Here is a 26,891-nt window from a genome sequence, read left to right as displayed (position 1 = left end):
GTTGTGGATTACGTTATAATATGGGAATGGAAAGATGAGGAAGGATGAAGTGCTGTGGAAATGGGCCAACTGAAGAAAAATCAGCTGCTGGACGTTCGGATAGAAGACTTGACGCACGATGGTAGTGGCGTTGCTAAAGTGGATGGGTATCCGCTTTTCATTCCAAATACGCTTGTTGGGGAACGGGCGGAGATTAAAATTGTGAAGTTGAATAAGAAATTCGGATTTGGCCGATTGATGGAGCTAAAGGAAGCGAGTAAGGACCGAGTGGAGCCGCCTTGTCCGGTTTATGATAAATGTGGCGGATGTCAGTTGCAGCACTTATCTTACGCTGGTCAGCTTGAATTTAAGCGTCATAGCGTAGAGCAAGTGATGCGCCGGATTGGAAAAATTGAAGCTTACGTGGAGCCGGTGCTTGGGATGGATCATCCATTTCGCTACCGTAACAAGTCGCAAGTTCCGGTTGGTACAATTAATGGACGGATTGCGGCTGGATTTTATCAAAAACGAACTCATGATATTATTGATATGGATTATTGTTTGATTCAAGATGAGCGGAGTGACAAGGCTGTTCAGGCTGTGCGAGATGTGATGGAACTTTTTCAAATTGAACCGTATGACGAAGTTCGGCACAAAGGGTTCTTGCGCCACATCATGACGCGTGTCAGTCGGTCAACGAATGAACTTATGCTCGTTCTCATTACGCGGACGGAAGACTTTCCGTTTCTTGCGGAAGTGCTTGACGCTTTGAAAAAACGGATTGATGGGCTTGCGTCTGTTGTGCAAAATGTCAATCCGCATAAAACGAATGTGATTTTTGGTGAGAAAACGCGTGTGCTTGACGGAAAAGAGCGGATTACGGACACGATTCATGGTATTCAGTTTGCAATTTCGGCGAAAAGCTTTTATCAGGTGAATCCAGAGCAGACGGAAGTATTATATGCGAAAGCGCTTGAAGCTGCAGGACTGACGGGACAGGAAACGGTGATTGATGCGTATTGCGGCATTGGATCGATTTCGCTTTGTCTTGCGAAGCGTGCGAAAAAGGTTTATGGGGTTGAAATCGTTGATGCGGCGATTCAAGATGCGCGTCGCAATGCGGAACTTAATCAGCTGGGGAATGTGATATTTGAGACGGGAAAAGCAGAAGAGGTGATTCCGCGCTGGTATAAAGAAGGGGTTAAAGCGGATGTGATTGTTGTGGATCCTCCTCGTAAAGGTTGTGATGAGAAGCTTCTTGAAACGATTCTTGCGATGAAGCCAAAGCGTGTTGTTTATGTTTCCTGTGAGCCGAGCACGCTTGCGCGTGATTTGCGAATTTTGGAAGACGGCGGGTATAAAGCGGGAAGTGTTCAGCCTGTTGATATGTTTCCAATGACGACACACATTGAAAATGTCGTGGCGCTTGAGCGTGTGGATGCTTGATAGGCGAAGCGTGGAAGGCCACTTTGGACGAATCACATGACACGTCCAAAGTGGCTTTTTTATGTTAGGATAATTGTGTTTGGATTTCAGAGACGATTTCAAGCGGACTCAAGGAATCGGTCTCAATACTAAAACTGGCAATAGCTTCATAATGCGCTTCGCGGGACTGAAATAATTTCTCGATTTCTTCAGGTGTTTGGTTTTTGGCAAGCGGCCGTGTTTCGTCGCCTTTTAGTCGTGCGAGAAAGATCATTGGGCTTGTTTTTAAATAAATGATAGTAGCTGGGTGTTGCTGTAAAAATGTGCGAGTGGCTTCGGTTGTGATAATGCCCCCTCCTGTTGAAATGACAGCAGCATTCGTTTTAAATTCGGAAAGTTTTTTTTGCTCAAGTTCGCGGAAATAAGCTTCGCCGGATTCAGAAAAGATCGCTGAAATGCTTTTTTGTTGCTCGTTTTCAATCGCTCGGTCAATATCAACAAAAGGCAATCCCGTTTTTTTGGCTAGTAATTCGCCAACGGTCGTTTTACCGGAAGCCATAAAACCGATTAGAATGATGGATTTAATCGGAAGTCTCTCCCTTCTTTATTTCTCTAGTTAGTCGTATTTTACCATAGGAAGAGGCGGTTTGCGAGATGTGCTATTTTTTTCGCAGGGATGGTTCGGAATCAAACATGTCGAAAAGTAAAGGGATTGCCTAGATTTTAAAATCATTGTTTTTTTCTGCCCCCTTTTGCGGCTTCACGTTTTAGTGTAGAATGAAGATAAGGAATATTGGAGAGGAGAAATCATGAATTTGCAATCAAAGATTTTAGCTGGGGACAAGGTGAAACTTTATGTGAACAAACGACTCATTTTTTCAAATGTTTTGTTGTCACTGGCTGCAAGTATTTTGCTTTATTTGTTATTTAGCCATTTGAAAGGGGTTACGGGAACGGAAGAAATCATTTTGCTTGTCTTTCTTGCTATGTTTGTTTTGCGCCCGTTTTTTAGATTGCTCAATGTGATGCCAACTCTTGAACTTAGTCAAGCTGGGATTGGCTATCGCGGAGATTTTGAGCCTTGGGATGCGGTTTTTGATGTGAAAGTGGTGCGCCCGAAGGTTCGGCTTTTTAGTTTCGGTAGGTTGATGCTTTATACGAAAATTAAAGGGGAACCCGAGCTTGCTTGGGATATTACAGCTTATGATAGCGAGCTCGATCTTTTGGAACTGGAAGCGTTGATCAAATTTTGCATCGCTGAGTTTGGCGAAAATGCGGAAAGCTTGGCGCCTGTTCTTGAAGAAAAACAGCCGGCCTCGTTTTAAATGTTACGACTCCGGGTAAAGTGCTTTATGCGAGGAGGAGAGGCAAATGGGAAAAGTTTATTTTACAACAAGTGCAACGGGTGTTGGCGGTAGAGCGGGCACGGTTGCATCGAATAACAGTGATTTGGAATTTGAACTGAGCAGACCGGTTGCTTTTAAAGGCGAAGGTGGCGGTGGAACTAATCCAGAAGAATTATTCTCGATGGGGTACGCGGCTTGTTTTGGAAGTGCTTTTCAGTCGGTTGCGCGCAAGAATAAATCGAAAGCAAAAGCTGAAATTACGGTGGAAATTGCGATGGAAGATGATGAAGCAGACGGCGGATATAAGCTTGCTGCGAAAATCACGGGTTTTATCACGGAAGCGACACAGGAAGAGGCTGAACACTTGATGCAAGAAGCACACAAAATGTGTCCGTATTCGAAAGCAACTCGTGGGAATATTGAAGTGGAGCTTAAAACGCGTATTGCTGAATAAATAAATCAAAGAGAGCTTGGGGTTTCTTGCCCCCCGAGTTCTTTTTTTGTGAAAATCGGTCGATAAACTTATTTTCATTAGGAGCGAGTTATTGTACAATAAGGTTCAGAGTAATTTTCGGGAGGCCTAACATGAAGCCTGTTTTAGAAGCAAATAAAATTAGAAAAGTATATGGAACACGAAGCAATTTTTACACAGCGATTAATGATATTTCGCTTCAAGTTGAGCGCGGCGAGTTTGTGAGTGTGATGGGGCCATCAGGAGCTGGAAAAACAACGCTTCTTAATGTTTTATCGTCCATTGATAAACCGTCTTCAGGTGAAGTTAAAATTAGCGGGACGAATCTTTTTAAAATGAAATCACGGGAACTTGCGGTTTTTAGACGTGACCGGTTAGGATTTATTTTCCAAGATTATAATTTACTGGAAACGATGTCGTTAAAAGACAATATTATACTGCCGCTTTCGCTTAGCCGAACCTCTTCGCAGGAAACGGAAGCGAGGTTTCAGCATATTGCGAAACAATTTGGGATTTATGACATTCGAGATAAGTATCCAAATGAAGTGTCAGGTGGTCAAAAGCAACGTACAAGCGCTTGCCGAGCTCTGATCACGAATCCGGATTTGATTTTTGCTGACGAGCCGACAGGAGCGCTTGACTCCAAAGCGGCAACCCATTTGCTTGCTAATCTCGAGCGAGTGCGAACGGAAGAAGGGGCGACCATTTTGATGGTGACGCATGATGCGTTTGCTGCGAGCTATTCAGATCGAATTCTTTTTATTAAAGATGGTGAAATTTATCAAGAACTTGCGAAAGAGAGCTCGACGCGCAAATCATTTTTTCAGAAAATTTTAGTAGTATTAGCAGAGCTTGGCGGTGAAACGGATGCTCGTGACTAAAATTGCTTTTACAAATATGTTTAAAAACTTCCAGTCGTACTTACTTCACTTTGTCAGCATTTCCATGAGCATTTTGATTTTCTTTACGTTTATGTCATTAGCAAATAATCCACTCATTCGGAAGATTTTCTTGCGCTGGGAAGTGATTGGCTCTTCGCTATTTTCTTCTTCGGCTTTTGTCCTTATTTTATTTGTTGGTTTTTTCATTTTTTATTCGAATAGCTATTTTTTAAAGCGACGTAAGCGAGAACTTGGTCTTTATTCGTTACTTGGTTTGCGCAAGGGACAAGTTTGTGCGATTCTTGTGATTGAAAACTTGTTAGTTTATTCGCTTGCTCTGGTTGCAGGAATTGTTGCGGGCATTTTTTTCTCAAAACTATTTTCGATGTTACTGTTTTGGATTGTGAATTTACGGGTGGATACCACGATCATCTTTTCAGGAAAAGCTATTATGGATACGATTTTAGTTTTTCTTGTGATCATGGCCTACACCTCGCTTTATGCGTGTGGAATGGTTTTGCGCTATAGTTTGCTGCAGCTCTTTCAAAATAAAGAGATGGAAAAAAATGTGCCACGTGGTTCTGTTACGCTTACGATCCTTGGACTATGTTTCATTGGTTTTGGCTATACACTTGCGTTACAAAATATTGATGAATCCTTTCTTTGGCATAAGCTGAAATTTTTTGCGGGTTTTGGCTTAATACTGCTTTCTGTAGTGGTAGGAACATGGCTTGTCATCCGGTTTTCAATGCCGCTTGGATTGCGCTATTTCTATGGGCGAAAAAAAGTTCATTATCGTGGTACGAATTTGCTCACGATCACTTCACTTCGTTATCGCTTGAAACGAAATGCTAATACGCTTGCGATGATTGCTGTTTTGAGCGCGACAACGCTTACGATTATTGGCGCAATAGGGAGTTTTTATTCAGGAGCTATTCATGATGTCAAGCGCGAAAATCCAAGTAGCTATCAAATTTTGAATTTGACGCCAAATAAGCAAAAGGAAGTAGACCGGATTATCCGCAGAAGTAGTGAGAACAAATTGCAATATGCTACACAAAGTGCCTATCTGAATGTTCCTGTAAAAAATCCAATGAAACGAATGCCTTATGAATTTTATGCGAATAGCCGTCATTTTTCTTTCATCTCAGAAAACGAATTTAATCGCTTGAATAAAATCGAGAGAAATCGCAATTTGAGTATTTCAGGTCTTAGCGACGGAGAAGGTATTCTTGTTGGAAGTGATATGACACGTATCCCGACGAAGCTTAAAAAACGTCTGCAAAATCACATTTTTTTCTTGCGTTCAGATGATCAAAAAAGAGAATTAGATACAGTGCAATTTGTTGGATTTCGTGAATTTCCGCTATTCAATACGGGATTTGCAGATTTCACAGTTGTTGTAAATCAAAGGGTTTATGATAAGCTACTCACGGAATTTCGACCGGAACAAGTCTTTATTTATGATGTTTCAGAAGTGGATCACTCCGAAAAACTGGGTAACCGGATTCAACAAGCGGTTGAAGGGAAAGTGAGTATCTGGTCTAACAAGATGTCGAGCTATTTCTCCAATTATCATATTGTTTCCATTTTGACTGGGGCGATTTTATTTGTTGGTGTGTTCATTGGAATTGTGTTTTTCCTTGCAACAGGGAGCATCATTTATTTTAAACAAGTGACAGATGCTTATTCGGAAGAACCGGGATTTCGGATCCTATTTAAGCTTGGGTTGACGGACCGGGAATTGCGACAAATTATTGCTGGTCAAATTGGTCCGTTATTTGTTGTCCCGCTTCTTTTCGGGATTTCTCACAGCATTATTGCAATGATCGGCTTAGCTAAGAATTTTGATGTTTCCGTGAAGCTACCTTTCATTATTGTGGCGTCGATTTATTATGTTTTTTATGGTGTTTATTACTGGTTAACAGCTAGTAATTACCGGAATATTGTATCGCGGCATCGTCATGACTAGTCAAATGAATCGGAATCAGCTAAAATGGAACTATGCAGAAGATGGAGGGTCCAAAGAATGGTAAAAGTGTATATCGTAGAAGATGATGTTGTGATCCGCGATACGATTCAGAAACACTTAAAAAAGTGGGGCTTTGAAATCGGAGTCGTAAGCGATTTTAACAATATTCTCAACGAATTTTTAGAATTTGAACCGCAACTTGTGATTTTGGACGTGAACTTGCCTTATTTTGATGGATTTTACTGGTGTAATCAAATTCGCGAAGTCTCGAATGTTCCGATTATTTTCCTTTCATCGCGAAATTCACGGATGGATCAAATTATGGGAATGAATATGGGAGCGGATTACTACATTGAAAAGCCGGTTGATTTAGATGTCTTAATGGCAAGAATAAATGCTTTGCTCAGAAGAACGTATTCGTATACAGAACTTGAGGAACCCAATGTTTTGGAATATCATAATGTGTTTTTGCACATTGATACCAATACGCTTTCTTATTTGGAAGAAAAAATTGAGCTCACGAAAAATGAGTTTTTGATTTTATATGAATTGATGAAGCAAAAAGGAGCAATCGTGAGTCGGGATGAAATTATGCGTGTGCTTTGGGAAGATGAAAGCTTCGTTGATGATAACACGCTGACAGTCAATATCGTTCGGATTCGCAAAAAATTAGCAGAAATTGGCATCAAAGATTTTATCAAAACTAAAAAAGGACAAGGCTACATGATTGAGTAAAAGAAGGGAAGTGGGTTTTAAGAATAATTTCTTAAAGTCTAACTTCCTGTTTTTATAAAAGGAGGGGCTTTTTTGAAAATTTTAGTTTTCGGGGGAACACGTTTTTTTGGTAAGCAACTTGTGAAACGGTTGATTGAAAGTGGGCACGAGGTGACGATTGCAACTCGTGGAAAAACGCGAGACCCCTTTCAAAATCAAGTGAAACGGGTGATTCTTGACCGAAGAAAGCGTGACGATTTATTCTTGCTTGCAGCATCAGAAACGTATGATGTGATTTATGACGATATTTGTTATTCACCACAAGACGCACTTTATGCTGTTAAGGCATTTCAAAAAAGCAAACCTCGGTTGATTTTTGTGTCAACGCTTGCCGTTTATCCGAATAAGGGAAGAGTGCTTACGGAAGCTGATTTTGATAGTGCGCATTATGAGATTGTAACGGGTGACCGTGAAGATTTTGATTACGGGGAAGGAAAGAAACTGGCAGAAGCGGTTTATGCGCAGAAAGCGGAATTTCCTGTTTTATCTGTGCGCCTACCGGTTGTGTTAGGGAGCGAAGATTATACGAAGCGGATGGAGTTTCATTTGAAGCGGATAGAAGCAGGTACGGAAATCGGGATTCAAAATGAAGCGGCCGAAATCGGATTCATTCATGCGGATGAAGCAGCTCGTTTTCTCGAGTGGGCAGGAACTGCAAGCGAGGCTACTGGGCCCATTAATGCGGCTTCAAATGGCAGCATGACGCTTGGCGATTTGATGCAACTTTTTGCTGAGAAGCTTGGAAAGGAAGCGAAAATTGAAGCAGTCACAGAAGATGAGGATGAATCTCCTTATGATTTAGAGGATTCTTATTTTCTTTCGAATGACTATGCGAAATCACTTGGATTTCAGTTCGAATCGCTTTCTGACTGGTTGCCAAAACTGATAGAAAATTACGTTCGCCAAAAAGACTATTAAAAGAAAGAAGGAACAGGATTTTGCTAAGCTTTGAAGAGAAAAGAAAAATTATTACTCGTTTTACGGTACTCGAGGAAAAACCGGTTTCGATGAAGCGTTATAACTATCACTATCCAGCAAGTAAACGCGATAAAACGGTACTTGTAAAGCATCTTCATCCAAATGGCAATGGTTTTGTTTATGCGCCGTATCTAGAAGGGGAAGAAGTGCTTGATAAAGAAGGCTACGTGAATATTTACGAGGCGACTGAAGATAAATTAATCCAGCTTATTGAGCGAGCGATCACTTACATGGATAGTGATGGCGAGGCTTATCAAGAAGGCGATACTTTCGTTTATCAGAATGATGCGGGCGAACTTTTAAAACTTGTTTTTGAAAATAAGATGTGGATTGTGTATGCTTATGAAAATGTGGAAGCCGTTTTTAAATCACTGGATCAAGCGGAAAGCTACCTTGCTGATGAAGGCTTTTTTGAAGAACAGGAATAAAGGAGAGAAAAATTTTGGAAACAGTTACGAGCTTACGCGAACGGATCAATGTACTAAGTCATAAAGATCCTGCGGATGTCATTATTAAAAATGGTCGAATTGTCAATGTTTTTACGGCGGAAATTATCGAAGCGGATATTGCGATAAAAAATGGTTACATAGCGGGGATTGGTGAATTCCATAAGGCAGAAAAAGTCATTGATGCAAAGGGCCATTATATTGTACCAGGATTTATTGATGCTCATGTTCACGTGGAAAGTGCGATGGTTCCTCCTAGCGAAATGGCACGGGTTCTTCTTCCAAACGGAGTAACAACGATTGTAACTGACCCGCATGAAATAGCTAATGTTGCCGGAACAGCAGGGATTGATTATATGCTTGAAGAAGCAAAAGGTTCACCTCTCGATATGTTTGTGATGCTGCCTTCTTCTGTACCAGCAACACCGTTTGAAAATAATGGAGCAACGCTTGATGCAGAAAGTTTACGAGCACTTTATAATCGAGAAAATGTGATTGGACTAGCAGAAGTCATGGATTTTCCTTCGGTTGCTTCTGGTGCGGAAGATATTTTACAGAAAATTATCGATGCTAAAACCCATGGTGGTCGAATTGACGGGCACGGAGCGGGGCTTACTCGTGAAAATTTGAATAATTATTTAGCAGCTGGAATTCGGACAGACCACGAAAGTACAACAGCTGAGGAAGCACTCGATCGTGTTCGTGCCGGCATGTTTGTCATGCTACGTGAAGGGACGGTAGCACGTGATTTGCTTGCAACATTACCTGCTGTAAACGAAAAAAATTCGCATCGTTTTTGTTTCTGTACAGATGACAAACTGATTCCAGATCTAGTTTCTGAAGGCTCGATTAACTATAATGTGAAGCTAGCTATTCAAAATGGAGTTTCGCCAACCACGGCGATTCAAATGGCAACGATCAATGCGGCCGCGTGCCACAATCTCCTTTATCTCGGCGCTGTTGCGGCGGGATACCAAGCCGACCTCTTGTTTCTTGAAGAGCTCGAGACCGTTAAAATTACAAAAGTGATGAAGCGCGGGGAAGTGGTCGTCGCGGACGGTGAACGGTTTGAAGCAGCTTTCCCGAAAAAAACGACAACTTTTACTTCACCGGAAATTCGCCATTCGCTGAAAGCTAGCGATTTGCGACTGAAACTTTTGAGCGATCATGTTTGTGTGATCGGTATGCTACCTAATAGTTTATTTACTGAAAAACTCGAGGTGAAGCTTGACCGAGTTAACGGGGAGTTTGTGCCAGATTCGGCACGTGACCTAGCCAAGATGGTTGTTGTGGAACGGCATAAGGGGACGGGAAACGTTGGGCTTGGGATCGTATCAGGATTCGGGCTTACACGCGGGGCGTTTGCGACTTCGGTTGCGCACGACTCACATAATATCGTTGCAGTTGGAATGAATGATTCTGATATTGAGCTTGCAGTCAAAGCTTTAACAGAAGCTCGTGGCGGAATCGTTGTTGTGGCAGATGGGAAAGTAGAGGAAATTCTGCCGCTTCGAATTGCAGGCTTACTCAGTGATCAACCGTTTGAAGAAGTAGCGCGCTGTCTCAAAAGTTTAGAAGAAGCTTTTGGAACCATTAGTTCTGCTAGGGGTTTTGATCCGTTCTTGACGCTATCATTTTTAACACTTCCAGTTATTCCTGAATATAAACTTACCGATCAGGGGTTGTTTGATTTCGAAGCTTTTTCCTTTGTTCCACTTGAAATTACTGAATAGAAAGGAGGGCTTGCTATGACTTTTTGGCGGTATGTCCGTGATAAGCGCTTTTTCATTTTGTTTTTTGCGGTTGTGATGTGTTTTATCGGACTACTTATTTATATCGATCCCAACAGCAAACTCACGATTGGGAACATCATTTATTTATATATATTCGTTTTCTTATTTTTAGTGGCCTATTTAATACTCGGCTATAGTTTTAAGTATCGTTACTGGAAAGAAATGAAGGATCTTGTTGATGGCGAAATTGAAGAAAATGTCATCGAGTTGTTACCGAAGCCACGCACGAGTGAGCAAGCTTTCTTTAATGAACTGATGCGCAAAAAACATCGGGAAGAGCAAAAGAAAGTGAACTCGCTTGTTGATAAACAGGAAGAATATCATGATTTTATTCTTTACTGGGTACACGAAGTAAAAACGCCACTTGTCGCCAGTAAAATGCTAATCAAAAATCCAGATTTGAATGATACGAAAACGATTTTTGAAAAAGTGGATGAAGAATTGGATCGTGTGGATCAGCTCGTCATGCAAGCTCTTTATTTCTCAAGGCTAGATACCTTTGCAAAAGACTACTTCATCCAAGAACAAAATCTTGGCACGATAGTCCGAGAAGCTATCAAGCGACATTCCAAATTTTTTATTTCCGAACATAAACGCTTAGAACTAGATGAGGTCGATTTTGATGTTCGAACGGATAGCAAATGGCTAGGTTTTATACTGGATCAACTGCTTTCAAACGCGCTGAAATATACTGAAGAGGGCGGCGTGATTAAAATCTGGTGTGATAAGTCTTGCACGAGTACGACGCAACTTCATATTCGCGACAATGGGAGAGGGATTAATCCAGAAGACTTGCCGCGCGTCTTTGAGCAAGGCTTTACTGGTTCCACCGGTAGGCAAGAAAAAAAGGCAACGGGGATGGGGCTTTATTTGGCTAAACAAATGTCGAAAAAATTGGACCATGCACTTGAAATCCGTTCTGAAGAGGGTGTCTTTACAGAACTTATATTAACGTTTGAACAAAAAGATGATTATTTGCTTGTTGCAAAAGAATGATAAAACCAGTCCTTGTCTATACTTGACGGGGTCTGGTTCTTTGTTTACAATATGTAGAAAAACTAGCGAAGTGGAGGGATTTATTATGACAGAGGAAATAATTGTTCGCGGTGCACCAGCAGAGTATGTATCAAGTGTAGGAGCTTGGGAGAAGCTTCCTGAGCATTTAATGCGTAGGAAGCTGAACCGGATACTAGTGTTGCATGGACGTGCATCTTGGGAAGCTGTACGTCACCAATTTCCAGACTTATCAAACTTTGAAACGACATTTGTCGAATACGGCGGTCAAGTTACATATGAAGCAAGGGATGCTTTGAAGGAAAAAATGGAAGCCGAACAATTTGAAGCCATTGTTGCTGTTGGAGGCGGAAAGGTCTCTGATTTAGCCAAGGCAGCTGCTTTTGTTTCCCGCGTGCCTGTTATTATGCTCCCAACACTTGCCTCTACGTGTGCGGCTTATACGCCTCTTAGCGTGATGTATACAGAAACGGGGGAGATGATCCAGTTTGATATTTTTCCTGTCAGTAATGCGCTTGTTTTGTTAGATCCAGCGATTATTTTAGACTCGCCTAAGGAGCTTTTCGTCGCTGGAATTGGGGATACGCTTGCGAAATGGTATGAGGCAGATGTTGTGATTGCTGAACTTCCCGAAAAAACGATGGCAATCGAAGTGGCCGCGTTTGCCGCGCGAAAATGTCGCGATAATTTGCTTCGCTTTAGTGCGGTGGCGCTTGACGAGATGGAGCGGCATGAACTTGGGACAGCCTTTGTGAAAGTCGTCGAAACGAATATTATGCTTGCTGGAATGGTCGGAGGCTTTGGGGATAAATACGGTCGAACTGCCGGGGCACACTCTATTCATGATGCACTAACGCTTCTTGAAAAGTCGCACGATGTTTTGCACGGACTCAAAGTCTCTTACGGCATTTTGATCCAGCTTGTCATTGAAGAAAAGTTCGATGAGATTGACGCACTTTTGCCTTTTTACAAGAAACTAGGATTGCCTGCTTCTCTCACTGAATTAGGGCTTCTAGACATCACAGAAGATGAATTGCGGCAGGTAGCCGAGCGAGCAGCGCGAGATGGCGAGATGATTCATATGATGCCGCAAACGGTGACACCAATTGTGGTTCGAGATGCTATGGATAAACTGGAACAGTATGTGCCTGCTATTAAGGTGCAATAAAGATGAAGATTCGGCTGGAAAAATATGTGGATAGAGCATCAATTAGAGCCTTGCTAGAAGATGCTTTTCCGAGTCCGCTTGAAGCGGATTTAGTGGAAAAATTGCGTGAAACGGAGGCTTATTTGCCGGAACTTGCGCTTGTCGCGGAGCTTGAATCAGGCGAAGTCGCTGGCTTTCTTTTACTTACGAAGGCAAGCATCGCACAAGAAAAACAAAATCCAGAGATTCTTGTGTTAGCTCCACTTGCTGTATTAACCAGTAAAAAGCATCAAGGGATTGGCTCGAAACTAGTTGAAGCAGGGATTACGTCTGCTCGGAAGGCTCGCTTTCCGGGGATTAGTGTTTTAGGTCATGCATCCTTTTATTCACGCTTTGGCTTTCAAAAAGCTAAGACCTATGGAATTGAAGCCCCGTTTCCTGTTGATGAGGAGCACTGGATGGTGCTTGGGCTTCCGGAGCAAAATCTCGAAGGGTTAGCCGGAAAATTGATCTATCCACAGCCATTTTTGGAGATGGAGTAAAGAGGCTTAGACAAAATGGTAAAATGAGGCAGACTAGCCAAACTAAACTAAAAGAACAGAAATCGGTCAATGAAACCATTTGCGAAATGGAAATTTTGACGATTCTGTTCTTTTTTGTTTTATGTCTCAACCCCCTTTACTTTTTGGAAAAGAAGTCGAGAATAAATTGATGAAATAAAGCTTCGGATGGGGCAAGTTTGCGTTTTTTGGTTTTGATGATGCCAACGGATCTGTGAAGTTCTGAATCGGTGAAGGAAAGGCTCTTTGTATTTTTAAAAACGGCCCCGTCAAGAATCATTTCAGGCAGAATGCTAATGCCCAGTCCGGCACCAACAAGGCCTTGTATGGTATAGAAATCTTGGCTGCTGAAAGCCACTTCGGGCACAAAGCCTTTATTTTGTGCAGCATCTGTCACGATTTGATATAAATTAAAATCTTCAGGGTAAAGAATGAATTTTTCTTGTGCCAACTCTTTTAAAGAAACGCTGGTTTTAGAAGCGAGTGGATGACTAGATGGAACAATGAGTTTCAGTTCTTCATCGAAAAAACACGTGGACGTGAAGATATCGTTTTCAGCTTGAAGGGGGGAAAGAAAAGTCAAATCCAGTTCGCCAGAGCGAACCATCGCCACTAACTCTGCATTTGAGCCTTCGCGGAATTCATAGGTGATTTGTGGATATTTCTTTCGGAAGGCACTGATGACGGAAGGAAGGACACGCGGAGCTAGTGAATTAGGAAGTCCAAGCTGAACGGTCCCGATGTCAGGATTTGAATATTCCGTGACAAGTGCTTCTGCTTTTTGAAGCTCATGCATGGCACGTTTTGTTTGCTCAAGAAAGCTTGCGCCGATAGAAGTTAAGCGCATATTTCGTCCGACACGCTCAAATAAAGCTACACCGAGTTCTTCTTCGAGTTTCATAATTTGACGACTAACGGCAGATTGGGCTACATGCAGATTGACTGAGGCTTGCGTCATATGCTCCACACGGGCTACTTCCATAAAATATTTTAATTGACGTAGTTCCATTTTCAAGCTCCTATCATTCTCAAAAAGAGATAGTTTTATTCTATTATATATATTGTTTCGATAAATGAAAAGCGCTAAAATAGAAAATACCCCTTTTAAAGGATGATTTTTGATGAAAAGGGTTAAATTTTCTATTAATTTAGTTTATTCATATAAATGGAAGAAATGAAGGAGGAATTTCAATGAAGAAGCTTGGGATGCCGGAGCCGCATGGACTTTACGATCCACGTGATGAACACGATGCTTGCGGAATTGGTTTTGTGGCGAATGTAAAAAATAAGTCAAGCCATAAAATTGTAACAGACGGGATTCATATGCTTGGCCAGTTGAAACACCGCGGTGGTGAAGTTGGCGGTGATACTGGTGATGGGGCAGGAATTCTACTTGAAATTTCGGATTCATTTTTCCGAAAAGTTTGCGGTAACCTTGGAATCGTGCTTCCTAGGCGTCACCACTATGCGATTGGAATGCTGAATCTCCCTAAATCTGAATCCGAGCGAAAGCGCTTGATGGAAAAACTTGTCACGATCATTGATGAAGCTGGGCAAACTTTCTTAGGATTTCGGGCACTACCTGTTGATTCAAGTCAAATTGGTGAGCGTGCTAGGAAAAAGGAGCCAGCCATTTATCAAGTTTTTATTGAAAAAGAGCCAAACTTAACGGAACGTGCATTTGAACGGGAGCTCTATGTGATACGTCGCCGAATTGAAAATTTTGCACAAAATGATGCCGAAATCAAAGAAACTTTTTACGTTCCAAGTTTGTCAACGCGGACGATTATTTATAAAGGAATGCTTACCCCCGAACAAATTAGCGCTTATTACCTGGATTTGGCAGATCCAGCGTATACTTCGGCATTTGCGCTAGTTCATTCGCGCTTTTCAACAAATACATTTCCAAGCTGGGAGCGGGCGCACCCGTATCGTTATTTGGTACACAACGGAGAAATCAACACCCAGCGTGGGAATATCAACTGGATGAAGGCTCGTGAAAAGCGAGTGAAAAGTGCTCTTTTACAGGAAAAACTCGAATTTGTCCAACCTATCATTGATGAAAGGGGAAGTGATTCCGCTACGCTCGATAACGCACTTGAATTCCTTGTTCAAACCGGGCGCAGTTTGCCCCACGCGGCGATGATGTTAATTCCAGAACCTTGGGATAAAAACGAGCAGTTAAAAGACTATAAGCGAGACTTCTATGCGTATCATGCAACGCTCATGGAGCCTTGGGATGGTCCTACTTCAATTTCCTTCACTGATGGACGGGTGATCGGTACGATTCTCGATAGAAACGGACTGCGCCCCGCGCGCTACTATGAAACGAAGGATCACACGATCATTTATTCTTCTGAAACAGGTGTAATCCCTGTTGAACCTGAGGACATTATAAAAAAAGAAATCGTTGGCGCTGGCGAAATGTTGTTGATTGATCTTGAAGAAGGACGAATCATTTCAGATGAAGAATTGAAACAAAAAATTATGCACGAAGCTCCGTACCGGGAGTGGTTGGATAATCATTTAACAGATTTAAAGGAACTCACTAAAAAGGAAAATTTATCTTCTGAAAAATATGAGCATGCGGAATTACTCAAGCTTCAACAAGCATTTGGCTATACGCAAGATGAACTCAATAAAATTTTAATTCCGATGGTTGTAGAAAAGAAAGATCCAACAGGGGCAATGGGGTATGATGCTCCACTTGCCGTTCTTTCGAATCGCCCACAGCTCCTGTTTCATTACTTTAAGCAATTATTTGCCCAAGTGACGAATCCACCGATTGATGGGTTGCGGGAGCAAGCGGTGATTTCGACGATGACACTTTTGGGCGATGAAGGGAATATCCTTGAGCCAAGTGGCGAAAATGCCAACAGAATCCGTTTAACGACACCTGTGCTTTCTCGCCTTGAGTTTGAGGCTCTTAAAAATCAAACGAAATTTAGCACAAAAACAACGGTTCTAAAGATTCTTTTCCGTCCTGAGGAACGAAACGAGCTGGATGAAGTTTTGGCACGGCTTTTTGAGGAGGCTAGAGTCGCGATTGAAGAGAGCGGTAGTTCTTTACTTATTTTGACGGATGAAGGGGTCGGCGAGGAGTGGATCGGGATTCCTGCGCTTCTTGCGGCAAGCGGCTTGCATCATTATTTAACGCGTCGCGGTTTACGTACTAAAGCGAGTATTATTGTGAAAACGGCGGAAGCGCGCGATGTGCACCATACAGCGCTTTTAATCGGGTACGGTGCAGATGCCGTTTTCCCTTACTTGGCGATTGAGCTGTTCCGCAGTCAAATTGAACGCGGTCGAATCGAAGGTTTTAGTCATGCGGAAGCTGAAACACGTTATCTTGAAGCGCTAACGGATGGGCTTTTAAAAGTGATGTCCAAGATGGGCATTTCTACCGTGCAAAGCTATCGTGGCGCACAAATTTTTGAGGCGATCGGTCTTTCTGAAGAAGTGATTGAAAAGTATTTTACTGGGACGGCGAGCAAACTTTCAGGGATTCCGCTTGCTGTGATTGCGGAAGAAGCCTGGTTACGCCACCGGAAAGCTTTTCATGCACAAGGTGTAGATAGTAAGACGCTAGATTCAGGTGGTGAGTATCAATACCGAGCAAACGGCGGCGAATATCACGTGTTTAACCCACTTGCGATTCATTCATTGCAACGAGCAACACGCGAAGGTGATCAGGAAGCTTACGAACTTTACCGAGATTTAATGGAAAATCACAATCAAGCGTTCTTGCGAGGGCTTTTGAAGCTAGAAACGGGGAGAAAGCCTATCTCACTTGATGAGGTGGAGCCGGAAGAAAGTCTCTTCAAACGCTTTAAAACGGGTGCAATGAGTTATGGCTCGATCAGCCAAGAAGCACATGAAGCCCTCGCGATTGCGATGAACCGGATTGGTGGGAAAAGTAACAGCGGGGAAGGCGGAGAAGATCCAGCGCGTTTTATCCAAAATGCGAATGGAGACTCAAAACGCAGTGCGATTAAGCAAGTCGCTTCTGGCCGCTTTGGAGTGTCGAGCCACTACCTCGTTCATGCATCGGAATTGCAAATCAAAATGGCACAAGGCGCGAAACCAGGGGAAGGTGGGCACCTTCCTGGTGGTAAAGTCTATCCTTGGATATCAAAAACGCGTGGTTCAACAACAGGAGTGGGGCTCATTTCCCCACCGCCTCATCATGATATTTATTCCATCGAGGATCTTTCCCAATTGATTTTCGATTTAAAAAATGCGAATCCAAGTGCGCGAGTTAGTGTGAAATTAGTTTCTAAAACAGGCGTTGGAACGATTGCGGCTGGGGTGGCTAAAGGAAAAGCAGATGTGATTTCTGTAAGTGGCTATGAAGGGGGAACTGGCGCGGCAGCAAGAAGTAGTATTCGTCATGCCGGTTTGCCTTGGGAAATTGGACTTGCGGAAGTGCAGCAAACCTTAATTTTAAATGATTTACGAAATAAAGTAGTGCTCGAAACGGATGGGAAGTTGATGACAGGGAAAGATGTCTTAGTTGCAGCCATGCTTGGCGCAGAAGAATTTGGCTTTGCAACGGCGCCACTTGTGACTTTGGGATGCGTTATGATGCGGGTTTGTCACATGGATACTTGTCCGGTTGGGGTCGCTACTCAAAATCCAGAATTAAGAAAGAAATTTGCTGGATCGGCGGATTATGTTGTTCAGTTTTTCAAGTTTATCGCAGGAGAAATGCGGCAGTTGATGGCTGAACTTGGCGTTCGAAATTTGAATGAAATTATTGGGCACAAGGAATATCTTAAAGAAACAGCGCGTAAACAGGAACACTGGAAAGCGAAGTATCTCGATTTTTCCAATTTGCTATATATGGATGCATTTTACCAAGCGGCCGATCAATTTTGTACGAAAGGTCAGAATCATCAGCTGGAGGAAACTTTGGATGAGCGCTTCTTGCGATCAGCGGCTGAACCGGCACTCCGCTCGGGTGAAAAAGTGGAACAAAGTTTCGTAATTCATAACATCGACCGAGCAGTGGGAACGATAGTGGGGTCAGAAATCAGCAAGAAATACGGCGAGGCGGGACTTCCAGACGATACGATTCGTTTTACATTTAAAGGGTCTGCTGGGCAAAGTTTTGGCGCATTTGCTCCAAAAGGCATGACGCTTCGTGTAGAAGGTGATGCCAATGACTATTTTGGAAAAGGCATTTCAGGCGGGAAATTGATTGCATTTCATAACGTGCGAACTCCTGTTGATCCGCATTCATCTGCAATTGCTGGGAATGTCGTGCTATATGGTGCGACTCTCGGGGAAGCTTATCTTGCTGGAAAAGCAGGCGCACGTTTTGCGGTTCGAAATAGCGGGGCGGAAGCGGTTGTTGAAGGTATTGGAGATAATGGCTGCGAATATATGACCGGCGGAGTGGTAGTTGTCCTTGGTGACATTGGTGCGAATTTTGCTGCAGGAATGAGCGGAGGAATCGCTTATCTCTACGCAAAGGATTTTGCTACGCTTGAAGGAAAAATCAATCCAGAACTGGTTAGTGTAAGAAGTCAGTTCGCTCAAAGTGAACAAGCGAAATTACGTGATTTATTAGAACGACATGTAGAGGCAACGGGAAGCGAGAAGGCTCGCGCCATTTTGCTTGATTTTGAATCAGAAGTGAACAACTTCGTATATGTAATCCCGACTGAGTATGAGGCGATGCGCAAGCGGATTGCGGATTTGACGGAACGATTTGATGACGCCGAGGAAGCAGAGCTTGCGGCTTTTTATGAAAGCACAAGAGAGAATGCGAAACAGGTTCGTTAGGAAAGGAGAGAACGAAAATGGGAAAAGCGACGGGCTTTATGGAGTATGATCGAATTGAAACGCCAGTCAGGAAACCAAAAGAACGGGTACGGGATTGGAATGAATATAGCTTGCCACTTGAAGATGCGGATTTAAAGATTCAAGCAGCTCGCTGTATGGATTGTGGGGTTCCTTTTTGTAGCATTGGAATGGAAATTAAAAATGGGGTATCGGGATGCCCGCTCCATAATTTAATTCCAGAATGGAATGATGCGGTTTACCGGGGGGACTGGAAAGAGGCACTTGAGCTTTTGCTTAAAACAAATAACTTTCCGGAATTCACTGGGCGTGTTTGTCCAGCTCCTTGTGAAGGAAGTTGTACGGTAGCCATTTCGGAACCGGCAGTGGGAATTAAGTCCATTGAACGGGCTATTATTGACCGAGGGTTTGCTGAAGGTTGGATCAAGCCGACTCCACCGAAAGTGTGGACGGAAAAGAAAATTGCAGTGATTGGTTCTGGGCCAGCAGGTCTTGCTTGTGCCGATCAGCTCAATCAAGCGGGGCATACTGTTACAGTGTTCGAAAAAAGTGATCGTATTGGTGGGCTTTTAATGTATGGTATCCCAACGATGAAGCTGGATAAAGAAAGCGTTTCAAGGCGTGTCCAATTGCTTGAAGCAGAAGGGATTCGTTTTGTGACCAATGTGGACTGCGGGAAGGATCTTTCTTTTCAGGAATTGAAACAGGATTTCGATGCACTCGTTTTGGCAACTGGGGCTGGGAAGCCACGTGAAGTGGCTGTCCCAAATCGCGATAGTAAGGGGATTCATTTGGCGGTGCCATATTTAACGGCGAGTATTCGGGACTTGCTTTTAAATAAAGCGGAACAGTCGCTTTCGGCTGCTGGAAAAAGAGTGATTATTATCGGCGGTGGAGACACGGGAGCAGACTGTGTGGCAACAGCGCTTCGTCAAGGAGCAAAATCTATTTTGCAGTTAGGAAGGCGCGGAAAACTTGAAGAAGAACGAGCGGAAAATAATCCCTGGCCGGAATACCCCCATGTTTTTCAAATGGACTATGCCCACAAAGAAGCAGAAGCAGTGTACGGAATGGATCCTCGTGAATATTTGCTAAGTCCAGTGAGTTTTGTAAAGAATGAGGCTTGTGAAGTGACGGGGATCCGGACGGTGCAAGTTGAACGAGATGAGGAGACTAAACGCTACCGAGAAGTGCCAAATTCAGAACGCATTTTGGATGCGGATATGGTGTTAATTGCGGCGGGCTTTGAAGGAGCGGAAGATGCGATTTTCGAAAACTTTAAGGTGAAGAAGACGAAACAACAAACAATTGAAGCAGCGAAGGGATTTTACAGAACAAGCGAAGAAGGGATTTTTGCTTGTGGAGATGCTCGCTATGGTCAAAGTCTTGTTGTAACGGCTATTGCAGAAGGTCGTGAAGCGGCAAGGGAAGTGGATTTTTATTTGATGGGAGAAACTTTTTTACCGTGAGGCGGAAGAAAGATAAAGGGATAGCGGGCACTTGGAAGCGGAAGGCTTTTAGTGTCCGTTTTTCTTGCGGGTAAAAAAAGTCTTTTTAGGTTATACTAAAGGGGAAATGAATGATTGGGGGAGCGAATTATGCTAAAACTTGGAATAGTTGGGACGAATTGGATTACGGATTCTTTTATTGATGGGGCTACGCGCTCAGGAGAATGGGAACTACGAGCGGTTTACTCACGAACGATGGAAAAAGCGGCAGACTTTGCTAAAAAATATGGAGCGACACAAGAACTTTTTACAGATATTGAAAGTATGGCGCTTAGTGATGCGATTGATGGGGTTTATATTGCTTCGCCTAATGGCCTGCATTTTGAGCATGCGCTTCAATTTTTGAAGTCTGGCAAGCATGTGATTGTTGAAAAACCTATTTTTTCAACGGTTCGTGAACTTTCAGAGGCACACCAAGTTGCGAAAGAAAATGGCGTATTTTTATTTGAAGCGGCTCGGCACATTCAAGAACCAAACTTTAAAATTTTACAGGAAAATCTTGGAAAAGTGGGTAAATTGCACGGGGCTACGCTTGCTTACATGAAATATTCTTCACGGTATGATCAGGTGCTTTCTGGGCAAGAACCAAATATTTTCTCGTTACATTTTTCAGGAGGTTCGCTTACGGATCTTGGTGTTTATCCACTTTATTCTGCGGTTGCGCTGTTTGGAGAACCAAAAGCAGCTCATTACTTTGCAACGAAAATGCGGACGGGTGTTGATGCGAATGGACCTATTATTTTAGAATATGGGGATTTTAATGTCACAATCATTCAAGGAAAAAACTCAACGTCATTTTTAAATAGTGAGATTTATGGTGAAAAAGGCACGCTTTTGATTGAACCTCTTACCTCGATTGAAAAGTTGTCATTTCACGGAAATCACGGCGAAGAAGTGCTTGAACTGGCTGAGCCGATTGTTGAAAATGATATGCAGTTTGAAGCGGCTCGTTTTGCTGAAATTATTGAAAAAAAGGATCAAAGTGCTTATGAGGCGCTTCGGGATTTGAGCATGCAGGTTTTAAAACTTTCAAATGAACTTCGCCATCAAAATGATATTTATTTCGATGCAGAAAAGTAAGTCAACTCGGGTCGCTTTTCCTGAAAGAGGGGTGAAGCGACTTGTTTTTTGTGGTATGATGATGGAATGATAGAAGGAAAAAGGAGTATACGCATGGAAGAGAATTTAATGGAGCGCTGGCAGAAGGCTTTTACGGCGAATGGTTTTGATAAGCCAACGGAGATTCAAACGGCTCTTTACGGAGTGCTTAAAGCGGGAAGTGATGCGCTTGCGATTTCGCCAACTGGAACGGGGAAGACGGTTGCCTATACGCTTCCGATTCTTGAAAAAATCGAAGCGAAACCGGAACTGCAGTGGCTTGTTCTCGCGCCAAGTCATGAACTTGTGATGCAAATTGCGGATGCGATTCGTTTGTTTTTAGACGCGGATAAGAAGATTTCTGTGATGCCAATTATTGGCGGGGCTAACATAAAAAGGCAACTCGAACGACTCAAGAAAAAGCCGCAAATTATTGTGGCTTCACCGGGACGGTTGTTAGAATTAATTGAACGAAAAAAAGTGAAGATGCACAGTGTGCAGGTGGTTACACTTGATGAGGCAGATCAGTTGTTAACAAAAGAAAATAGCCGGATGACGATGGATATTGTCCGCCATGCGAAGCGGGATGTGCAGTTAGTGCTTGCTTCTGCGACGCGTCCTTTAGATCCGGATGATTTTTTCAGGCAATTTGAGCGTGATCCCGTCGAAATTGAAGTGAAGCCGACATCGCGAGCAACGGAAAATGTAACGCATCTGTACATGGAAGTGGAAAATCGCGAGAAGGCGAGCTTGATACGGCGGATCGCTCAAGTGGAAGGGATGCAAGCGCTTGTGTTTGTGCGCGATAAGCCGCGGATGGATATTTTGCTTGAAAAACTTCAATTTGATGGCGTTTCGGCTGCGGGGATTCATGGGGATTTACGTAAAGAAACTAGGCAAAAAGTATTGCGCGAATTCAAGGCAGGAAAGTTACAGTATTTAATAGTAACAGATATTGCGGCACGTGGTCTAGATATTCCAGATCTACCGTATGTGATTCAATATGATCTTGCGGAAAGTGCAAGGGAATACACACATCGGGCAGGAAGAACGGGTCGGATGGGGAAAGCGGGAACGGTGCTGTCGTTTGTAAACCAACGGGAGCTTCGGTCGCTGAAGCAGTATTTGAAGGAGCTCGGAAAGTCAGCTCTTGCAGTTCGCTTTTTTGGCGGCAAGCTTGTTTCTCCGGAAGATGCAAAGGAAAACAAAGTGACAAAGAATACGAAGAAGAGAAACCGCTGATTTGGCGGTTTTTTTCTTGCTTAAAAACGGCTATTGCGACTTATGTGTGTAAAAGTGTATAATGGGGGCATAGCGTTTAAAGGAGCGAAGAGGATGGCGAGTAGAAAAGAGGAAGTTTTAGCCTTCTTAGATGAGCTGAATCAAAAAACGACTGCGGTTGACGTAGCTAGTAAACTCAACATGGATCGTGCCAATGCCAGCCGTTATCTGAACGATTTGTTTAAAGAAAACAAGATCAAGAAGCTTCCAGGAAAACCTGTTTATTACGAAACTTTGAAAAATGCGCTTGCTGAAGCAAAACGCGAAAAAGGGGATGCAACGGCTTTTGATCGCTTGATCGGGTCGGATCAAAGTTTGAAGATCAGCATCCAGCAAGCGAAGGCGGCCATTCTTTATCCGCCGAATGGTTTACACACTTTAATTTTAGGAAAAACGGGAACAGGGAAATCTCTTTTTGCCGAATGCATGTATGAATTTGCTCGCGAATCGACGGTGATCCCGCAAGATGCCCCGTTTATTTCTTTTAACTGTGCCGATTACGCTCAAAACCCGCAACTTTTATTTGGGCATATTTTTGGTGTCGTAAAAGGTGCTTATACAGGTGCGGAAGAAACACGTGATGGGCTTCTTGCGCAAGCTGATGGTGGAATTTTGTTCTTAGATGAGATTCATCGCTTGCCGCCAGAAGGGCAAGAAATGTTGTTTACGTTTATTGATAAGGGAGAGTTCCGGCCGCTTGGAGAAAGCTCGAAAGTGCACCGCGCACAAGTCGAGATCATTGGTGCGACAACGGAATCCCCAGATAATTTTTTACTTGAAACATTTACGCGGCGGATTCCCATGACGATTACTTTGCCGCAACTCGCTGAACGGAGCATGGAAGAGCGCTATCAGTTAGTGGAATTCTTTTTGAAGCAGGAAGCAAGGAGACTCAATCAGTCAATTCGTGTGCACCGGCAAGCTTTGATTGCGTTCTTGCTTTACCATGCAAGCGCAAACGTGGGGCAACTGCAACGAGATTTGAAACTTGCTTGTGCAAAGGCTTTCTTGCATTATAAGACAAAAGCTGCCAATTATATTTTGATTGAGCAAGATGATTTACCCATTCATGTTCAAAAAGGTTTACTGCACATGAAGGATGAACCAGAAAAACTAAATCGTTTAATCGATGTGAATAAGACGATTTTCAAATTTGCTGATGCGAGTGAACCGGGTCCAGATCTTGTAGTAGAAGTAGATGATGTGTATCAAGCGATTCAAGATCGCGCTGAGGAGTTGCTCAAAGAAGGGAAAGATGGTAGTGAGCTTGAGGCAGAACTTTATGTAGATGTCGATCAATACTTTCATGATTACATGGAGCAACTTCCTACGCAACAGACTGCGAAAGAAATCATTGATCCTGCTATTTGGGAGTTAACGGAAGCGGTTTATCACGTTGCGGAAAAACGGCTTGAGCGCAGTTATAATGATAAGATGAGGTTTGCTTTTGCGCTTCACTTGCAAAGTACAATAGAGCGGATTCGAGAGCAAAAGCACATTGTGCACCCGGATTTGAATAACGTTCGAAAAAAATATCCGAAGGAATTCCAAGCAGCAATTGAGCTTTCAGCGATGATTGAGCAAGCGCTTCAAATTGAAATTCCCTTTGATGAAATAGGCTTTTTAACCATGTTCTTGACGGCTGAAGTGGTGGATTCGATGTTTGTAAGCAGTGAAGCACAAGTGGAAGTTCTTGTATTGATGCATGGTCGAAGTACTGCAACAAGTATGGTTGAAACGGTTCAAGAGCTTCTTAGTATTGAAACGGGAACGGCCATTGATATGCCACTTACGATGGATGTCAAAACGATGTATGAAAAAGTGAAAAATCGTGTTTTGAAACTGGACCCGCAAAAAGGCTTGCTCATTTTATCCGACATGGGTTCTCTTGCTTCTTTTGGAAATATGTTGGTGGAAGAACTCGGGATTCGGACAAAAACAGTGACGATGACGAGCACGCCAGTTGTTTTAGAAGCAATTCGAAAAGCTTCACTTGGTCGGGGGTTAGAGGATATTTATCAAAGCTGTCAGCAGCTATTTGAAAATAAATATAAAGCGCATGCGCTACGCGCTAAGCCGGTTAAAAATGCGGTTGTTTTGACTTGTTTTACGGGTGAAGGCGTTGCAGAACAGCTGCGGAAACGAATTGCCCCGATTATTGATGAAAGTAAAGTGGAGATTATCATTTTACAATTCTTGCATAAGGATGCTTTCCGTGAACGGATCGATCAATTGAAAGAGGAATTCCATATTCTAGCAATTATGGGTTCTGTTGAGTTTGAATATCAGGATATCCCGTTTTTCAGTGCGTTAGAAGTCTTTTCTGATGACGGCTTGGATATTGCGAAACGAATTATCAGTGATGAAGTCCCTTATGAAAAATTGATTGCTTCTCTTTCGGGGAATCTTAAAGCAGTTGATTCTGTAGAGGATTTGGTTTACTTTTTGCGGAAGCTGATTTCGGAACTACAAATTCAATTGAATTTGATTCTTGAACCAGGCGTTGATATTGGGATGATTTTACACATGGCGTTCTTGATTGAGCGGATGCGTCTTGGAGCAGTTGACCGGGAATTTCCTGACTTGAACGAATTTGCTAAAAAGCACTTGGTGGAAATGCAAGTGACACAACAAATGATGGAAAATGTGGAACGTGAATATCAAATTACGGTTCCGCAATCTGAAATCGCGTATTTAACACAAATGATGCTCGCTAATCGAGTAGAAGCTTAAACTGTGAAGTGTGTAGCTTCTACACACTTCACCTTCTTGTAAAAAGAATCTAAAAACCTGGTGTGACGCTGTTTTCATTGGCATAAAACTTGCATTTAATATGAAATGAACAGTGAATCATCATTGTTGGAGGTAAAAAAGCGTGAAAAAAATTATGTTAATTTGCTCTGCCGGCATGTCGTCGAGTTTGCTCGTGCAAAAAATGCAGGAAGAAATTGCGTTACAAAAACTGGATGCAGAGGTTCTTGCCGTTGCTGAAGCAGATGTTTCGAAGTACGTTTCAGAGGTTGATGTAGTTTTGCTTGCCCCGCAAGTGCGCTTTTTAGCAAAAGGACTTAAGCGCAAATTTGGTTCATGTGAGATTCCCGTCGAAATTATTGATGCGATTGATTATGGGACGATGGATGGCAAAAATGTTTTGAATCAAGCATATGCGATGATGGAAGAAAGGGATTAAGAGTTGCGTAGCACTCAAACTTGTGTTTAAAAAACGTTCAAAGAGAGGATTTTTAGGTTATGAGAAAATTAGGAATTTCGGTTTTTCCGCAACATGTACCACTTGAGGACTCGTTAAATTATGTGGAAATGGCAGCAAAATATGGTTTTAGTCGTATTTTTACGTGTTTAATCTCAGCAAATGATAAAGAAGAATTTGCGAAGCTTGAAAAAATTTGTAAGCGTGCGAATGAACTTGGATTTGAAGTGATTGCTGATGTAGATCCAACGGTTTTTGAATCTCTTAATATCACCTATAAAGAACTTGATCGTTTTAAAGAAATCGGTCTTGCTGGACTTCGATTAGATCTTGGCTTCTCAGGTTCTGAAGAAGCGGAAATGTCATTTGATGATAATGATTTGATGATTGAACTAAACATTAGTAACGGAACAAGTTATGTGAATAACATTTTGAGTTATGAAGCCAATCGAGCGAATATCATTGGTTGCCATAATTTCTATCCACGTCGCTACACGGCTTTATCACGTGAACAATTCTTACGGACTAGTAAGCAATTTAAAGATTTAAACTTGCGAACAGCCGCTTTTGTTTCTTCAAATGAAGGAGAATATGGGCCATGGTTTGTCGTAGATGGGGGACTTCCAACCCTTGAAGAACACCGTGGAATGGACATTGCGGTTCAAGCGAAAGATCTTTGGAATACAGGGCTTATTGACGATGTGATTGTTGGAAATATGTTTGCTTCTGAAGCGGAATTAAAAGCTTTGAGTGAACTAAATCGCAATGAACTTGAGCTTTCTGTTGAGTTTGTGGATGAAGCCACTGATACTGAAAAAGAGCTCGTCTTGACACAAAAACACTTCAATCGTGGCGATGTATCTGCATATGTTATCCGTTCGACGATGACACGTGTGAATTACAAGCAGTATGATTTCGCACCCCATGATACGGTTTCGCTTGAATTAGGCGACGTGACGGTTGATAATAATGGCTATGAGCGTTATAAGGGTGAAATGCAAATCGCGCTTCAAGCGATGGAGAATTCGGGAAATACGAATGTTGTAGCACGGGTAGTGCCAGAAGAACGTTATTTACTTGAAACGATTCAACCTTGGCAACACTTCCGTTTGATTGAAAAAAACAAATGATACCTAAGCCCGTCTTGTTTACTTAGCGAATGAGACGGGCTTTATTTAATAGGATACACTAGCAATCATCTATC

General features: G+C 42.7%; 21 protein-coding genes. 19 read left to right on the top strand and 2 right to left on the bottom strand.

The genetic code is table 11. From position 1 onward, the window contains the following. The first annotated feature begins 54 nt into the window (after positions 1–54). Positions 55–1,425 carry a 23S rRNA (uracil(1939)-C(5))-methyltransferase RlmD gene (gene rlmD, locus HB912_RS12495; RefSeq protein WP_185375041.1) on the top strand — a complete coding sequence of 457 codons (1,371 nt, stop codon included), beginning with the start codon at positions 55–57 and terminating at the stop codon, positions 1,423–1,425. A 64-nt stretch (positions 1,426–1,489) separates the two neighbouring features. On the opposite strand, the gene HB912_RS12490 is transcribed toward rlmD, so the two are convergent. Next, a complete protein-coding gene (locus tag HB912_RS12490; protein WP_342354375.1) occupies positions 1,490–1,978 on the bottom strand; it encodes a shikimate kinase in 489 nt (162 codons plus the stop codon). 235 nt (positions 1,979–2,213) lie between these two features. Here HB912_RS12490 and HB912_RS12485 point away from each other — a divergent pair, with 235 nt between their 5' ends. The 11 genes from HB912_RS12485 to HB912_RS12435 all read left to right on the top strand — a co-directional run bounded on the left by HB912_RS12485 (position 2,214) and on the right by HB912_RS12435 (position 12,769). Next, positions 2,214–2,729, top strand: coding sequence for a hypothetical protein (locus HB912_RS12485; RefSeq protein WP_244964492.1), 516 nt, complete (start codon positions 2,214–2,216; stop codon positions 2,727–2,729). Between the two features lie 46 nt (positions 2,730–2,775). Beyond that, a complete protein-coding gene (locus HB912_RS12480; RefSeq protein ID WP_185375039.1) occupies positions 2,776–3,204 on the top strand; it encodes an Ohr family peroxiredoxin in 429 nt (142 codons plus the stop codon). Positions 3,205–3,335: 131 nt separating this feature from the next. Further along, positions 3,336–4,103: an ABC transporter ATP-binding protein gene (locus tag HB912_RS12475; protein WP_185375037.1), complete on the top strand. Its 768-nt coding sequence runs from the start codon at positions 3,336–3,338 to the stop codon at positions 4,101–4,103. Further along, on the top strand, positions 4,090–6,075 hold the full coding sequence (locus tag HB912_RS12470; RefSeq protein WP_185375089.1) for an ABC transporter permease: 1,986 nt from the start codon (positions 4,090–4,092) through the stop codon (positions 6,073–6,075). Before HB912_RS12475 ends, HB912_RS12470 begins: the two co-directional genes overlap by 14 nt. A gap of 57 nt (positions 6,076–6,132) precedes the next feature. After that, positions 6,133–6,810 (top strand): response regulator transcription factor, encoded by a 678-nt coding sequence (locus HB912_RS12465; protein ID WP_167629755.1) that lies wholly within the window; start codon positions 6,133–6,135, stop codon positions 6,808–6,810. Positions 6,811–6,882: 72 nt separating this feature from the next. Continuing rightward, positions 6,883–7,767, top strand: coding sequence for an NAD-dependent epimerase/dehydratase family protein (locus tag HB912_RS12460; RefSeq protein WP_185375036.1), 885 nt, complete (start codon positions 6,883–6,885; stop codon positions 7,765–7,767). Positions 7,768–7,787: 20 nt separating this feature from the next. Beyond that, positions 7,788–8,255, top strand: a complete 468-nt coding sequence (locus HB912_RS12455) for a hypothetical protein (protein WP_185375034.1) — start codon at positions 7,788–7,790, stop codon at positions 8,253–8,255. A gap of 14 nt (positions 8,256–8,269) precedes the next feature. Beyond that, on the top strand, positions 8,270–10,006 hold the full coding sequence (ade, locus tag HB912_RS12450) for an adenine deaminase (RefSeq protein WP_185375032.1): 1,737 nt from the start codon (positions 8,270–8,272) through the stop codon (positions 10,004–10,006). Positions 10,007–10,021: 15 nt separating this feature from the next. Continuing rightward, complete coding sequence (locus HB912_RS12445) at positions 10,022–11,062, top strand: sensor histidine kinase (RefSeq protein ID WP_185375030.1); 1,041 nt, start codon at positions 10,022–10,024, stop codon at positions 11,060–11,062. An 82-nt stretch (positions 11,063–11,144) separates the two neighbouring features. Next, positions 11,145–12,248, top strand: a complete 1,104-nt coding sequence (locus HB912_RS12440) for an iron-containing alcohol dehydrogenase family protein (protein WP_342354374.1) — start codon at positions 11,145–11,147, stop codon at positions 12,246–12,248. A gap of 2 nt (positions 12,249–12,250) precedes the next feature. Further along, entirely contained in the window at positions 12,251–12,769 is a 519-nt protein-coding gene (locus HB912_RS12435) for a GNAT family N-acetyltransferase (RefSeq protein WP_185375026.1), read from the top strand. A gap of 136 nt (positions 12,770–12,905) precedes the next feature. Here HB912_RS12435 and gltC read toward each other — a convergent pair whose 3' ends face one another. Continuing rightward, entirely contained in the window at positions 12,906–13,796 is an 891-nt protein-coding gene (gltC, locus tag HB912_RS12430) for a glutamate biosynthesis transcriptional regulator GltC (RefSeq protein ID WP_185375024.1), read from the bottom strand. A gap of 182 nt (positions 13,797–13,978) precedes the next feature. Between gltC and gltB the strand changes: the two genes are divergently transcribed. From gltB to HB912_RS12395, 7 genes are all read left to right on the top strand, one after another. Beyond that, positions 13,979–18,574: a glutamate synthase large subunit gene (gene gltB / locus HB912_RS12425; RefSeq protein ID WP_185375022.1), complete on the top strand. Its 4,596-nt coding sequence runs from the start codon at positions 13,979–13,981 to the stop codon at positions 18,572–18,574. Between the two features lie 17 nt (positions 18,575–18,591). Beyond that, positions 18,592–20,061 (top strand): glutamate synthase subunit beta, encoded by a 1,470-nt coding sequence (locus tag HB912_RS12420; protein WP_185375021.1) that lies wholly within the window; start codon positions 18,592–18,594, stop codon positions 20,059–20,061. A gap of 129 nt (positions 20,062–20,190) precedes the next feature. Further along, positions 20,191–21,180, top strand: coding sequence for a Gfo/Idh/MocA family protein (locus HB912_RS12415; RefSeq protein WP_185375019.1), 990 nt, complete (start codon positions 20,191–20,193; stop codon positions 21,178–21,180). A gap of 93 nt (positions 21,181–21,273) precedes the next feature. Then, the gene (locus HB912_RS12410) at positions 21,274–22,440 is read left to right on the top strand and encodes a DEAD/DEAH box helicase (protein ID WP_185375018.1); all 1,167 of its coding nucleotides are present in this window, start codon (positions 21,274–21,276) and stop codon (positions 22,438–22,440) included. Positions 22,441–22,533: 93 nt separating this feature from the next. Continuing rightward, the gene (locus HB912_RS12405; RefSeq protein WP_185375016.1) at positions 22,534–25,212 is read left to right on the top strand and encodes a sigma-54-dependent transcriptional regulator; all 2,679 of its coding nucleotides are present in this window, start codon (positions 22,534–22,536) and stop codon (positions 25,210–25,212) included. Positions 25,213–25,354: 142 nt separating this feature from the next. Continuing rightward, entirely contained in the window at positions 25,355–25,669 is a 315-nt protein-coding gene (locus HB912_RS12400) for a PTS sugar transporter subunit IIB (protein ID WP_185375014.1), read from the top strand. Between the two features lie 59 nt (positions 25,670–25,728). Continuing rightward, a complete protein-coding gene (locus HB912_RS12395; RefSeq protein ID WP_185375012.1) occupies positions 25,729–26,817 on the top strand; it encodes a DUF871 domain-containing protein in 1,089 nt (362 codons plus the stop codon). Positions 26,818–26,891: the final 74 nt, after the last annotated feature.

Origin of the sequence: Listeria aquatica, from assembly GCF_014223975.1 — a bacterium.
GTDB classification, from domain to species: Bacteria; Bacillota; Bacilli; order Lactobacillales; family Listeriaceae; genus Listeria; species Listeria aquatica.
Note: the sequence above shows the minus strand (reverse complement) of the source record. Positions and strands in the feature narration are given on the sequence as shown.

Bases quoted from the DNA above. Each gene is read 5' to 3' on its own strand.
- HB912_RS12485 (WP_244964492.1), top strand. From the start codon at position 2,214: ATGAATTTGCAATCAAAGATTTTAGCTGGGGACAAGGTGAAACTTTAT.
- HB912_RS12475 (WP_185375037.1), top strand. From the start codon at position 3,336: ATGAAGCCTGTTTTAGAAGCAAATAAAATTAGAAAAGTATATGGAACA.
- HB912_RS12410 (WP_185375018.1), top strand. From the start codon at position 21,274: ATGGAAGAGAATTTAATGGAGCGCTGGCAGAAGGCTTTTACGGCGAAT.
- HB912_RS12465 (WP_167629755.1), top strand. From the start codon at position 6,133: ATGGTAAAAGTGTATATCGTAGAAGATGATGTTGTGATCCGCGATACG.
- HB912_RS12415 (WP_185375019.1), top strand. From the start codon at position 20,191: ATGCTAAAACTTGGAATAGTTGGGACGAATTGGATTACGGATTCTTTT.
- HB912_RS12480 (WP_185375039.1), top strand. From the start codon at position 2,776: ATGGGAAAAGTTTATTTTACAACAAGTGCAACGGGTGTTGGCGGTAGA.
- HB912_RS12470 (WP_185375089.1), top strand. From the start codon at position 4,090: ATGCTCGTGACTAAAATTGCTTTTACAAATATGTTTAAAAACTTCCAG.
- HB912_RS12445 (WP_185375030.1), top strand. From the start codon at position 10,022: ATGACTTTTTGGCGGTATGTCCGTGATAAGCGCTTTTTCATTTTGTTT.
- HB912_RS12395 (WP_185375012.1), top strand. From the start codon at position 25,729: ATGAGAAAATTAGGAATTTCGGTTTTTCCGCAACATGTACCACTTGAG.
- gltB (WP_185375022.1), top strand. From the start codon at position 13,979: ATGAAGAAGCTTGGGATGCCGGAGCCGCATGGACTTTACGATCCACGT.
- HB912_RS12435 (WP_185375026.1), top strand. From the start codon at position 12,251: ATGAAGATTCGGCTGGAAAAATATGTGGATAGAGCATCAATTAGAGCC.
- HB912_RS12420 (WP_185375021.1), top strand. From the start codon at position 18,592: ATGGGAAAAGCGACGGGCTTTATGGAGTATGATCGAATTGAAACGCCA.
- HB912_RS12405 (WP_185375016.1), top strand. From the start codon at position 22,534: ATGGCGAGTAGAAAAGAGGAAGTTTTAGCCTTCTTAGATGAGCTGAAT.
- gltC (WP_185375024.1), bottom strand. From the start codon at position 13,796: ATGGAACTACGTCAATTAAAATATTTTATGGAAGTAGCCCGTGTGGAG.